Annotated in this window: 11 protein-coding genes and 2 pseudogenes; 2 read left to right on the forward strand and 11 right to left on the reverse strand. The window is 55.4% G+C overall.

Annotated elements, in window-relative coordinates:
* Nucleotides 1-3: 3 nt before the first annotated feature.
* The 6 genes and pseudogenes from rlmA to mgrB all read right to left on the reverse strand — a co-directional run bounded on the left by rlmA (nt 4) and on the right by mgrB (nt 4,261).
* Nucleotides 4-798 carry a 23S rRNA (guanine(745)-N(1))-methyltransferase gene (gene rlmA, locus DR88_RS11760; RefSeq protein WP_032443929.1) on the reverse strand — a complete coding sequence of 265 codons (795 nt, stop codon included), beginning with the start codon at nt 796-798 and terminating at the stop codon, nt 4-6.
* A gap of 61 nt (nt 799-859) precedes the next feature.
* Nucleotides 860-2,608, reverse strand: coding sequence for a peptidoglycan DD-transpeptidase FtsI2/PBP3(PARA) (gene ftsI2 / locus DR88_RS11755; RefSeq protein WP_004148834.1), 1,749 nt, complete (start codon nt 2,606-2,608; stop codon nt 860-862).
* A 187-nt stretch (nt 2,609-2,795) separates the two neighbouring features.
* Nucleotides 2,796-3,005, reverse strand: coding sequence for a transcription antiterminator/RNA stability regulator CspE (cspE, locus tag DR88_RS11750; RefSeq protein WP_001062678.1), 210 nt, complete (start codon nt 3,003-3,005; stop codon nt 2,796-2,798).
* Nucleotides 3,006-3,090: 85 nt separating this feature from the next.
* Nucleotides 3,091-3,162, reverse strand: a pseudogene (locus DR88_RS28225) (DUF2627 domain-containing protein); the annotation flags it as partial.
* A gap of 590 nt (nt 3,163-3,752) precedes the next feature.
* Complete coding sequence (locus tag DR88_RS11745) at nt 3,753-4,043, reverse strand: YebO family protein (RefSeq protein ID WP_032443930.1); 291 nt, start codon at nt 4,041-4,043, stop codon at nt 3,753-3,755.
* 74 nt (nt 4,044-4,117) lie between these two features.
* Nucleotides 4,118-4,261: a PhoP/PhoQ regulatory lipoprotein MgrB gene (gene mgrB, locus DR88_RS28235; RefSeq protein ID WP_002911375.1), complete on the reverse strand. Its 144-nt coding sequence runs from the start codon at nt 4,259-4,261 to the stop codon at nt 4,118-4,120.
* A 159-nt stretch (nt 4,262-4,420) separates the two neighbouring features.
* Here mgrB and DR88_RS11740 point away from each other — a divergent pair, with 159 nt between their 5' ends.
* Nucleotides 4,421-4,660, forward strand: a complete 240-nt coding sequence (locus DR88_RS11740; RefSeq protein WP_004145533.1) for a YobH family protein — start codon at nt 4,421-4,423, stop codon at nt 4,658-4,660.
* A 57-nt stretch (nt 4,661-4,717) separates the two neighbouring features.
* Here DR88_RS11740 and kdgR read toward each other — a convergent pair whose 3' ends face one another.
* Nucleotides 4,718-5,509, reverse strand: coding sequence for a DNA-binding transcriptional regulator KdgR (kdgR, locus tag DR88_RS11735; protein WP_002911378.1), 792 nt, complete (start codon nt 5,507-5,509; stop codon nt 4,718-4,720).
* A gap of 177 nt (nt 5,510-5,686) precedes the next feature.
* On the opposite strand from kdgR, the gene DR88_RS11730 reads away from it, so the two are divergent.
* Nucleotides 5,687-7,057 (forward strand): MFS transporter, encoded by a 1,371-nt coding sequence (locus DR88_RS11730; protein WP_025860687.1) that lies wholly within the window; start codon nt 5,687-5,689, stop codon nt 7,055-7,057.
* A 65-nt stretch (nt 7,058-7,122) separates the two neighbouring features.
* On the opposite strand, the gene htpX is transcribed toward DR88_RS11730, so the two are convergent.
* From htpX to msrC, 4 genes and pseudogenes are all read right to left on the reverse strand, one after another.
* On the reverse strand, nt 7,123-8,007 hold the full coding sequence (gene htpX, locus DR88_RS11725) for a protease HtpX (RefSeq protein ID WP_002911381.1): 885 nt from the start codon (nt 8,005-8,007) through the stop codon (nt 7,123-7,125).
* Between the two features lie 235 nt (nt 8,008-8,242).
* Complete coding sequence (gene prc / locus DR88_RS11720; RefSeq protein ID WP_004148842.1) at nt 8,243-10,291, reverse strand: carboxy terminal-processing peptidase; 2,049 nt, start codon at nt 10,289-10,291, stop codon at nt 8,243-8,245.
* Nucleotides 10,292-10,310: 19 nt separating this feature from the next.
* Nucleotides 10,311-10,988 (reverse strand): RNA chaperone ProQ, encoded by a 678-nt coding sequence (proQ, locus tag DR88_RS11715; RefSeq protein WP_002911385.1) that lies wholly within the window; start codon nt 10,986-10,988, stop codon nt 10,311-10,313.
* Between the two features lie 81 nt (nt 10,989-11,069).
* Nucleotides 11,070-11,583, reverse strand: a pseudogene (gene msrC, locus DR88_RS11710) (free L-methionine (R)-S-oxide reductase MsrC).
* Between the last annotated feature and the right edge of the window lie 69 nt (nt 11,584-11,652).

The raw sequence follows: 11,652 nt of genomic DNA on the forward strand, positions 1-11,652 counted from the left end.
GCTTTACGCTTCGCGCTGCCAGCAGTGGATCATAAAATCGGTCTGGCAACCAAAGGTCGGCTGCTGACGCAGCGCGGCGTGCACTTCGGCTTTAGCCCGCCATGCGAACGGCGTCATCTGCAGCAGGGCCTGCGCTTCACTTCCCGTCAGGATCATCGGGTAAGCCAGCTGCTGCTGAGCCTCCAGGCGGAACCCCGGCATCGCTTCCGTCTTCAGCTCATGCAGGCGAACTTCATCGTAAATCAGCCCTTTCAGCTCCAGTAGGTGACGGGGACCCGGCGTGGCGGTGATCACCCAACCACCGGGACGCACCACCCGCGCCAGCTCTTCGGCGTTGCAGGGCGCGTAAATGCGCACTACCGCGTCGAAGCTAGCGTCGGAAAATGGCAGGCGCTGGCTGGAGGCCACGCAAAAATTCACCTGCGGGTAGCGTTTTGCCGCCGCGCGGATCGCCGGCTTCGACACGTCCAGCCCCCAGCTGCGGCTGGCGATGGCGGCAAACGCGTGGGTGTAATACCCCTCGCCACAGCCGATATCCAGTAAATCCGTAGGGGCGTAATGTCGCAGCCGCTCAGCGATAGCATCCCGTAGCGGCTGATAATGTCCGGCGTCGAGGAACGCCCGCCGGGCCTGCATCATTTCGGCGCTATCGCCGGGATCGCGCGACCGCTTGAACTGCACCGGTAGCAGATTGACGTACCCCTCTTTCGCCAGCTCGAACTGGTGCCGCTGCGGGCAGGAATAGTGGTTGTCGCTACGGCTGAGCGGCGCGTGACAAAGGGGGCAACTGTATGACATGACGGCTCCGGTGTTGCTGAAAGGGCGAAAGTGTAGCGCTATTCGCCCCTGCAGACCACTGTTACAGCGCCGGCCCCTGTGGGTGGCTATCGTGCATTACGATCAGATTCTCCGCCCCTTGCGGCATGCCGTCCGGCATGACGTTCTCCAGCCGCAGGACATCGCCCATGATCTGGCTGAAGACCGGCGCGGACACAGCGCCGCCGTAATAGGAACCATTGCTCGGATCGTTCATCACCACCACCAGCGCGAACTGTGGTCGACTGGCGGGCGCCACGCCGGCGGTATAGGCTACATACTTATCGATATATTTGCCGTCCGGGCCGATTTTCTTCGCCGTGCCGGTTTTTACCGCCACCCGGTAGTCGCGTACCGCCGCTTTAATACCGCCCCCGCCCGGGAGCGCCACGCTCTCCATCATATGTTCCACGCTATGCACAATACTCTCCGGCATCACCCGCGTGCCCATCACCGGCGGATCGATGCGGGTAATCGACAGTGGTCGCGCAATGCCGAAGCCGCCGATGGTGGCGTAGACGTGGGCGAGCTGGAGCGGGGTGACCATCAAACCATAGCCGAAGGCGAAGGTGGCGCGATCCAGTTGCCCCCAGTAGCGGCGATGCGGCATCAGCCCGGCGCTTTCGCCGGTCAACCCCAGCCCCGTCGGTTCGCCGAAGCCGAAAGCTTTATAGGTATCGATCAGATGCTGCACCGGCATGGCGAGCGAGAGATGGGACACGCCGGTATCGCTGGATTTCTGCAGGATCCCGGTCAGGCTCAGCTCCGGATAATAGCCCACATCGCGAATACGATGGCCATCGAGGACGAACGGATGGGTATCCACCACGCTGTCTGGCTGGACAATCCCCTGCTGTAGCGCAGTCATGATCACCAGCGGTTTGACCGTCGACCCGGGCTCGAAGGTGTCGCTGATGGCCCGGTTGCGAAAATCATCCAGCGTCGCGCTATCGCGATTGTTCGGATTGAAGTCCGGATAGCTGGCCATCGCCAGGATCTCGCCGGTATCAATTTTGATCAATACCGCCGCCCCGGACTCTGCTTTGTTCCAGCGGACGGCGTTGTCGAGGGCGTCTTCCGTCACCGTCTGTAGGCGTTCATCAATACTCAGCTGCAGATTATGCGCCGGAACCGGCGGCACTTCGGTAATGTTCTCAATGACATTGCCATGTTTATCTTTACGCACCAGACGTCGCCCGGGTTTACCGGTCAACTGGGCGTTAAAGCTTTTCTCCACCCCTTCGATGCCCTGATTATCAACATTGGTAAAGCCCAGCAGATTGGCAGCCACATGGCCCGCCGGGTAGAACCGTCGCGATTCATCGCGCAGGTAAACGCCCGGCAGATGCAGTTTATCAATCCACTCTGCCTGCTCGGGATTGATCTGACGCGCCAGATAGAGAAAGCGAGCGTGGGGATGACTCTGTACCCGCTGGGCCAGCTCTCCGAGGTTGAGGTGCAGCGCTTCGGCCATCGCCTGCCAGCGGGGTCCATAGCCCACACCGCCCTTCTCCATAGTGGTCTGCGGGTCGATCCAGATAGCACTGACCGGAACGCTCACCGCCAGCGGCCGTCCTTCCCGGTCGCTGATCATCCCCCGCTCAACCGCTACGGGTTCTTCGCGCAGGGAGCGCATATCTTCTTGTTTTACCAGGTTATCGGGGGAGATAATTTGTAGCCAGCCCACGCGGACCAGCAGCAGCCCCAGACAACCGAGAATGGCCACACACAGTAACCCGAAGCGAATCGGGGTGAAACTGGCGGCGGACTTCGTTTTTTTCTTTAGCACCATAGCTCCGGCATTGTTTTGCAACCAACTGATTTAACAGAAAATTAGCAAAACAGACTGCTACACAATGCTAATAAAGTTGAGTATTTGCAACAAGACGCGACGGGAGGGGGAAAAATGACATGCTTTGCAATAAAAATGCAAAAGCCCCGCGCAGGCGAGGCTTTTATACAAGAAGAGTGGTCTTGTATCAGATAGCAGTTACGTTAACTGCAGCCGGACCTTTCTGGCCGTCCTGAATTTCGAACTCAACGTTCTGGCCTTCAGCCAGAGTTTTGAAGCCGTTACCCTGGATAGCGGAGAAGTGTACGAACACGTCTTTGCTGCCATCAGCCGGAGTAATGAAACCAAAACCTTTAGACTCGTTGAACCACTTAACTTGACCTTTAATCTTTGCCATTTGCAAAATTCCTTAGACTGTTTTCTTCGCCTGCTGGCGTTTACCTAGATAAAACTGACACATAACTGCATGAGGCACTAATTTAAGGTTCGGCAGAGAAGCGGTATTCAACGACAACGTGTTTACTCAGGACTTCTTTACTGAAAATGCCACACATAAACAGAACTGTACCTCGTTTAACCCGAAACGTGTTATCACACACTACGTAAATAATGGCAAGCCATTTTTAAACGTGTCTCGATCGTTCGCACAAATTATAAGGTAATCATTTGATCGCCTGCACATTTATGCGTCTTTGCCGCCCCTGGCAAGGCGCTACAGCATCAGCCAATATCGCCCATTCGTTGCCTCATTACTGCAACTTTTTTACCATAGCTCAACAACTTCGCTTCGTCCAGGTATGTCCGTACACGAACTGCTGTAATGTAAGCGTCTGGTGGGCAACGGTGAATATTGATGCGCATAATTCGTTATAACTCCAGACTAAAAATCGCTAAGCCGTGCCAGTGTAGTGATAATAAAACCTGTTAGTCGTCACGCTAAAAATAGTGCTAATTCTGCACCTTAATAATGAAAAAAAGATGACAGTGTCACGTTACCCAACAATAAACGCGGCGAGAATGACTTTATTTACAGCGTGTAATAAAGAGGATATTGCACTAAGAAAGGAATAATGGAATAAGAATAAGATATTACCGCCCGCTATCATGCAGGTGCGCATCTTATGATGCACACCTGTCGGGCGCCTTAACGTTCAGCTACCAGGCGGATAAACTCATCCTCCCCTTTCACCTTGCCGGCGACGGTCGGCTCAGCCACATCCTCTTTCTCTGGCGCATTAGCTTCGCACAGGCGACGTAACAGCGCATTCTGCCGCTTTTGCTGATCCAGCAGCGCTTGCAGCAGCTCTATCTGCTCATTCGCCCGCGAACTGGCGCGGTTGACGAAGAACCATAACAACAGACCAACAAGCAGCAGCGCCACGGACACAGCCAGCGATGCCAGATTTAAAATCCCAGGATTTAGTAACTCACTCATTTCACCACCTCAAAGAGAAGGCGTTCATTCTACCACCCGCGGCGCAGAAGGAAATCAGTCGGCAGAAAAATGTCTTACCACGGAATAAATTTATTAATAGTGCAAATGCCGCTGAAAAACTGAACATCCTGGTCGCACATTACGTTAAGCATCTGAGTCCACAGCAACAGGCAGCCTGCTATGATGACTATCAGTAAAACCCACCGTAATTTTTTCACTCCACTCTCCGCATCAGTACGCAATGTCGCCAGGATAGCACGGCCTTCTTAAACCGCGGCTAACTGTATTACGAAAGGTAAGTTTAGGAATCATCGACTTGTTTCAAAACGTGTTCGTGTCAAAATCACGCCAAGGATCATACAAATAATGAGGCATCAATGCGATTAATCATTCGTACTATTATCTTGGTGGCTATCTTATGGATTGGCGTATTATTGAGCGGTTATGGGGTGTTATTCCACAGTGAGGAAAACGTCGGCGGTCTGGGTCTTAAGTGCCAATACCTCACCGCCCGCGGAGTCAGCACCGCACTTTATGTTCATTCCGACAGCGGAGTGATCGGCGTCAGCAGTTGCCCTCTGCTGCGTAAAAGCACAACCGTGGTTGATAACGGCTAACATCGAACCGGCGATCGCGACGTAGCGCCGCGGTCGCCAACCCCGTTATCCGCCGCCTCAGAACGGATAGTCGTTGTATCCCATTTGTTCAGAAATCTTACGCGCCGCCTGGTGGAGCATCGCCACGTATTCATGCAAGCGTTCTTCAGAGAAACGTAGCGTTGGGAAAGAGATGCTCAGCCCGGCGATGACCACGCCGAAACGGTCAAACACCGGCACGCCAATGCAGCGCAGTCCCTCTTCCTGTTCCTCATTATCCTCGCCATAGCCCTGCTCGCGAACGCCATCCAGCACTTTTAGCAACTCCTCGGTGCTGGTAATGGTCCGCTCGGTGCTGCGCTTATACTCCACGCCGTCGAGGATCTGCTCCACTTCGCTGCGATCGCGCCATGCCAGCAGCACCTTGCCAATCGCGGTACTGTACAGCGGGTTGCGGCGGCCAATACGCGAGTACATCCGCAGGTTATACATCGAGTCAATTTTATGGATGTAGACGATACTGTCTTCATCCAGCGCCCCAAGATGGATGGTCTCTTTCGTCAGTCGCGAAAGTTCGCGCATCTGAATATCGGCGCTGCGCACCAGGTCGACGTTCTGCAGCGCGCGCGCGCCCAGTTCGAACAGCTTGAGGGTGAGAGAGTATTTCTCAGACTCTCCTTCCTGTGCCACATAGCCCAGTGATTTCATGGTCTGTAAAAAGCGATAAACGGTGCTTTTCGACATCATGACGCGCTGGGACAGTTCGGTAATGCCAATTTCACGCTCTTCACCCAGCGCCTGTAGGATGCCGAAAACCTTCAATACCGAAGAGACAGAATCTGGCTGTTTATCCAAATCTGCACCTGCCATTTATCACCTCGTCGTAACTGTTTTATAAAAATTAGAACCGGTTTTTATTATAAATTCGCCGCCTCTGAGCCGCAATCATTCTTCTGCCACTTCGTTACAAATCTGCGACATACTGCGAATTAATCAATGCTAAACTCATCATTCAAAAAACCGTTTCATTTAAGACTCATATTCACCATGGATAAAAATTCTTCTGATGGCGTGCCGTTGCCGCAACGCTATGGCGCCATTCTGACCATCGTGCTTGGGCTGACCATGGCCGTGCTCGACGGGGCTATCGCCAACGTCGCGCTGCCGACTATCGCCAGCGATCTCAACGCCTCACCGGCGGCTTCAATCTGGATCGTTAACGCCTACCAAATCGCCATTGTCATCGCCCTGCTGCCGCTCTCCTTCCTCGGCGACATGGTCGGCTATCGGCGTATCTATAAGATAGGCCTGGTGGTGTTTACCTTTACCTCGCTGGCCTGCGCGCTGTCGCGTAGCCTCGAAATGCTAACCTTCGCTCGCGTCGCGCAGGGATTGGGCGGCGCCGCGCTGATGAGCGTCAACACCGCGCTGATCCGTCTGATTTATCCGCAGCGCTTTCTTGGTCGCGGCATGGGCATTAACTCCTTTGTCGTTGCCGTCTCTTCGGCGGCCGGCCCGACTATCGCCGCAGCGATCCTCTCCCTCGCCTCATGGCAATGGCTGTTTTTAATTAACGTGCCTCTCGGCATCGTCGCTTTTGTTCTGGCCATGCGCTTTCTGCCGACCAACAGCGCGCGCAGCAAAATCATCCGCTTCGATCTGCCGAGCGCCATTATGAACGCCCTTACCTTCGGGCTGCTGATCACCGCCCTGAGCGGTTTCGCCCAGGGGCAGTCCACTCAGCTGGTGCTGGCGGAGGTCGCCGCTATGCTGGTGGTGGGGTTCTTCTTCGTTCGCCGCCAGCTCACGATGCCCGTCCCCCTGCTGCCGGTCGACCTGCTGCGTATCCCACTCTTCTCTCTCTCTATCTGCACTTCCATCTGCTCCTTCTGCGCGCAGATGCTGGCGATGGTCTCCCTGCCCTTTTTTCTGCAGTCGATGATGGGGCGCAGCGAAGTGGAGACCGGTCTGCTGCTAACGCCATGGCCGTTAGCGACCATGGTGATGGCGCCGCTGGCCGGCTATTTGATCGAGAAATGTCATGCCGGGCTGCTGGGGGCTATCGGTTTGCTGATTATGGCCTGCGGCCTGTTCGGCCTGGCGCTGCTGCCCTCGTCGCCCTCCGATCTGGATATCATCTGGCGCATGGCGCTGTGCGGCGCCGGCTTCGGGCTGTTTCAGTCGCCGAACAACCATACCATCGTCACCTCGGCTCCGAGCCATCGTAGCGGCGGCGCCAGCGGCATGCTGGGCACCGCTCGCCTGCTCGGACAGAGCACCGGCGCGGCGCTGGTGGCGCTGCTATTCAATTTGCTCGGTAACAACGGCACCCACACCGCCCTGCTGCTGGCCGGCACCCTGGCTATCGTCGCCGCGCTAATTAGCGGTCTGCGGGTCACTCAGCCGCGCGCAGCCTGACGGACGGTAAAAAAAATCCGCAGCTTGCGGGCTGCGGATTTTCGTTTTCAGCGTCAGAAGATGGATTATTTCAGATATTCACCGCTACGCAGGGCTTCAATACGCTTATCCAGCGGCGGGTGAGTCATAAACAGTTCGCTCATGGATTTCGCTTTACCGTTAATACAGAACGCCATCATGCTGCTGGCTTCCTGCGGCTCATAGCTGGTTTTCAGACGCTGCAGGGCTGCAATCATCTTCTCGCGGCCTACCAGACGCGCCGAGCCGGCGTCAGCATGGAACTCACGGTAACGCGAGAACCACATGGTGATTATGCTGGCCAGAATACCGAACACCAGCTCAAGCACCGTGGCGACCGCGAAGTAGATCAGCGGGTTGCCATTGCTGCTCTCCCCTTCATCTTCCCGGTTGCCGCCGAGGAAACCGGCCGCAATCTGCGCGATAACGCGGGAGATAAAGATAACGAAGGTGTTCACCACCCCCTGGATCAGGGTCATGGTAACCATATCGCCATTGGCGATGTGGCTGATTTCATGGGCAATGACCGCTTCCGCTTCATCACGGCTCATGTTTTGCAACAGCCCGGTGCTGACGGCGACCAGCGAGGCGTCACGACGCGCGCCGGTGGCGAAGGCGTTAATGTCAGGCGCGTGATAGATAGCTACCTGCGGCATGGCAATACCTACCTGCTGCGCCTGCTGCGCAACGGTATTCATCAGCCAGCGTTCCGTTTCGTTGCGCGGCTGCTCGATCACTTCCCCACCCACTGACTTCAGCGCCATCCACTTCGACATCATCAGCGAAACGATAGAACCACCGAAGCCGAACAGCAGGGCCATAATCAGAAGACCGGTCATGCTGCTGGATTGGATCCCCGTGAGGCTTAACACCAGCCCGAACACGACCATCACTGCCAGGTTCGTCAGCAGGAAAAGCGCGATTCGCATCATAATTTTCTTTTTACCTCAATTTAACAAAACGCACTATGCGATTACCCACATCGTATGGGTCAGGCTGCATTTTTCAACCATCAGCCCCCGCTAAGTCACGATAAAAACACAACTTTACATTTTGTAGCATCTTGCTGACAGCGGCAGCGCAGGTTGACATTTTGTTAGATAAGCTGAATGGCGATGACAACGCGCACAAAAAAAACGGGCACCTCTCAGGGTGCCCGTTAGCAACTTATTTGCTGGCCGGCGGTTCCACCGCCGGGCGCGCTTTCTCCAGATGCGCCAGGTCTACCGCGATATGGACCGTTTCATCAAGATACGGATCCGGCTCCTGGTAATCCTTCGGCAGATCGTCCAGTTTTTTCAGCGGCGGCTTGCCTTCGCGTTTCAGGCGATCGTTAATCCGCGCCAGACGAATCGCATCATCTTCTTCGTTCTCTTTCTCACGCTGGGCGTAGTTCAGAGAGACGATGTTACGTTTGTCCTTCATCGCGTTATAACGGGCAATATCCTTCATGATGTACTGGAATTCAGGATCCTGCGCAATACGCTCGTCGTGGCGCTTGAGCAGCTCCGGTCCAAACGGGGTCAGTTCCCCGGACTTCACATAGGTGGCCGCGTTGATGCTATCCCACGGCAGCGCGTTGTCTTCATACTGCTCGCCGGTTTCGCGATCTTCATTGCCGGTTGGCATCATGATATCCGGCGTCACGCCTTTGCGCTGCGTACTGCCGCCGTTAATACGATAGAACTTCTGGATGGTGTACTGGACGGAACCCAACGCCGGCCACTCCGGACGCAGCATTTGATCGTAAATACGATTCAACGAGCGATACTGCTGTACCGTCCCTTTACCGAAGGTCGGTTCGCCAACGATCAGCGCGCGGCCATAGTCCTGCATCGCTGCGGCGAAGATTTCAGACGCCGAGGCGCTAAAGCGGTCAACCAGCACCACCAGCGGCCCTTTGTAATAAACCACGCCATCGTTGTCGCTGTCTTCGCGCACTTTGCCATTATTATCCCGCACCTGCACCACCGGACCGGACGGAATAAACAGACCCGAGAGCGATACCGCCTCTGTCAGCGCTCCGCCGCCGTTGCTGCGCAGGTCAATGATGATGCTGCTGACGTTCTGTTTTTCCAGCTTCTGCAGCTGCACTTTCACATCATCGGTCAGGCCAACGTAAAAGCCTGGAATATCCAGCACGCCGACTTTTTCTTTCCCGACGGTTTTCACCGACATCTTCACCGCACGGTCTTCCAGACGAATGCGCTCGCGGGTCAGCGTTACAATACGCGTCTTGGCTCCTTTACCGGCCGGCAGGATTTCAAGACGAACCTTGCTGCCCTTCGGCCCTTTAATCAGCGCCACGACGTCATCCAGACGCCAGCCGATGACATCAACCATCGACTTCCCGGTCTGGCCAACGCCAACGATGCGATCGCCGACGCTGATCGCTTTGCTTTTCGCGGCTGGACCGCCCGCCACCAGCGAATTAATGACGGTATAGTCATCATCCATCTGCAGCACGGCGCCGATCCCCTCGAGTGAGAGGCTCATTTCGGTGTTGAACTGCTCGGTATTACGCGGCGACAGATAATTTGTGTGCGGATCGATTTCGCGAGCGAAGGCGGTCATCGCCAGCGAGAAGACATCTTCGCTGTTGGTTTGCGCCAGGCGACGGATAGCAAACTTATAGCGACGGGTTAAGGTGTCGCGGATCTCTTTATCGTCTTTACCCGCCAGCTTCAGGCTTAACTGGTCAAACTTAACCTTAGCGTCCCACAGCTTGTTCAGCTCGGCCTCGTCTTTTGGCCACGGCGCTTTGGAGCGGTCAAGGTTGAAATTATCATTGCCGGTAAAGTCCATCGGACGTTCAAGCACCTTCAGCGCATACTGATAGCGCTCGAAGCGGCGCTGCTGCCCCAGGTTGTAGAGGTCGTAAAAGACGTCCAGTTTCCCGCTGCGCAGCTCATCGCCAATTTGGTCTTTTTTAGCCGCAAACTTCGCCACATCGCTGGCCAGCAGCACATTGTGGCTGTAGTCCAGCAGGTTCAGGTAACGGTCAAAAATCTTTGCCGAGAAGGCGTTGTCGAGATCAAACTGACGGTAATGAGAGCGGGTAAAGCGCGACGTCACGCGCTCGCTTACCGTCGCGTGCTGCGGCTCTTCTTTCAGCACGGGGATTTGATCTGCGCGGGTTATGTCATCAACAGCGAATGCATGGCCTGCTATTGCCAGCAGGCCCGCAAGCGCGGTGATTTTAAAAAATGTGTTCATGCCTGGCCCGGCCTCCGTTTCAGAACACCAGGTGTTCTGCGCGTACAATCATTGACATACCAGAAGTCAGCTGTACACGAACGCCATCTTTGGTGATTTCCAGAACGGTGGCGTCCATGGCGTTATTGCCTGCTTTTACCTTCAGCGCCTGGCCGACGGTCAGAACGGAAACATCCGATACCGGAGTAAGACGCTCTTCACGCGGGGCTTTGGCCGCAACAGGACGCGGTTTACGCTGTTCAGCGCCTTCTTTACGACGCGGCTGCTGAGGACGCGGTTTACGCTCGCGGCGAACGCCTTCATCCTGCTGGCCTGCGGCCGCAGCGGCTTCGCGTTTTTTCGCCTGCTGGGCTGCGCGCTGCGCCTGAACGCGAGCTTTCGCTTCTTCCAGCTGCTGACGCGCATGGGCAATGTGCTGCTCTTCCAGTTCGCCGCACGGATTGCCATCCAGGTCAACGCGAATAGCGCCGGCTTTTACGCCGTACAGATAACGCCAGCTGGACGTGTAGAGACGTAATGCAGCGCGAAGCTGGGTCTTGCTGAGATTCATCTCACCACCCACTCGCTCAACGAGATCCTGAAAAATTCCGATTTTCAGGGGGCGCGCTTCACCTTCAGCGCTAAAGCACTGCGGGAAACGTTCGGCCAGAAAGGCGATAACTTCTTTACTGCTATTCAACTTAGGTTGATTTTCCATGAAATTTCCTGATTACAACGGACGTAGCCAACAAGCCGCAGGCATGAACAGGCGACATTATAATGACGTCCTCGCTAAATGCTACGTTATCCGTTGATTATCCCACGACACGGGTAAAGATTTTTTGATAATCCGTGGCCGCAATGAGTTTTTCCAGATGCTCGACCAGCGTGCGCAACCCCTGCTCATCTTCAGCGGTGAAGCGCCCGTAAGCCGGACTATCGATATCCAGCACGCCGATAATCTGGCCATTCACGCGCAGAGGGAAGACAATTTCCGAATTACTGGCGGCATCGCAGGCAATGTGGCCGTCAAAGGCGTGGACGTCCTCGACGCGCTGGACCTGAGCCTGCGCCACCGCCGCGCCGCATACGCCTCGCCCGACCGGGATCCGCACGCAGGCCAGTTTGCCCTGGAACGGTCCCAACACCAGGGTATCGCCTTCCAGAAGGTAGAAACCGGCCCAGTTGACCTCGCTCAGCCGCTCGAACAGCAGCGCGCTGGTATTGGCGATCATCGCCAGAAAACTGGTTTCACCTGCCATTAATGCCTGGAAATCGCGGTTCAGATCCGCGTAAAATTCTGTTTTGCTCATTATATCTTCACTTTGTTGTCTTACTGCCTGATACGTACAGCCTACTAAAATAAGCATTAAATGCGCTTG

The sequence above is a fragment of the Klebsiella pneumoniae genome, from assembly GCF_000742135.1.
GTDB classification, from domain to species: Bacteria; Pseudomonadota; Gammaproteobacteria; order Enterobacterales; family Enterobacteriaceae; genus Klebsiella; species Klebsiella pneumoniae.

Coding starts and splice junctions, on each gene's coding strand:
- cspE (WP_001062678.1), bottom strand. CDS start 3,005: ATGGCAAAGATTAAAGGTCAAGTTAAGTGGTTCAACGAGTCTAAAGGT.
- DR88_RS11745 (WP_032443930.1), bottom strand. CDS start 4,043: ATGAGTGAGTTACTAAATCCTGGGATTTTAAATCTGGCATCGCTGGCT.
- rlmA (WP_032443929.1), bottom strand. CDS start 798: ATGTCATACAGTTGCCCCCTTTGTCACGCGCCGCTCAGCCGTAGCGAC.
- DR88_RS11740 (WP_004145533.1), top strand. CDS start 4,421: ATGCGATTAATCATTCGTACTATTATCTTGGTGGCTATCTTATGGATT.
- prc (WP_004148842.1), bottom strand. CDS start 10,291: ATGAACACATTTTTTAAAATCACCGCGCTTGCGGGCCTGCTGGCAATA.
- htpX (WP_002911381.1), bottom strand. CDS start 8,007: ATGATGCGAATCGCGCTTTTCCTGCTGACGAACCTGGCAGTGATGGTC.
- proQ (WP_002911385.1), bottom strand. CDS start 10,988: ATGGAAAATCAACCTAAGTTGAATAGCAGTAAAGAAGTTATCGCCTTT.
- DR88_RS11730 (WP_025860687.1), top strand. CDS start 5,687: ATGGATAAAAATTCTTCTGATGGCGTGCCGTTGCCGCAACGCTATGGC.
- ftsI2 (WP_004148834.1), bottom strand. CDS start 2,608: ATGGTGCTAAAGAAAAAAACGAAGTCCGCCGCCAGTTTCACCCCGATT.
- kdgR (WP_002911378.1), bottom strand. CDS start 5,509: ATGGCAGGTGCAGATTTGGATAAACAGCCAGATTCTGTCTCTTCGGTA.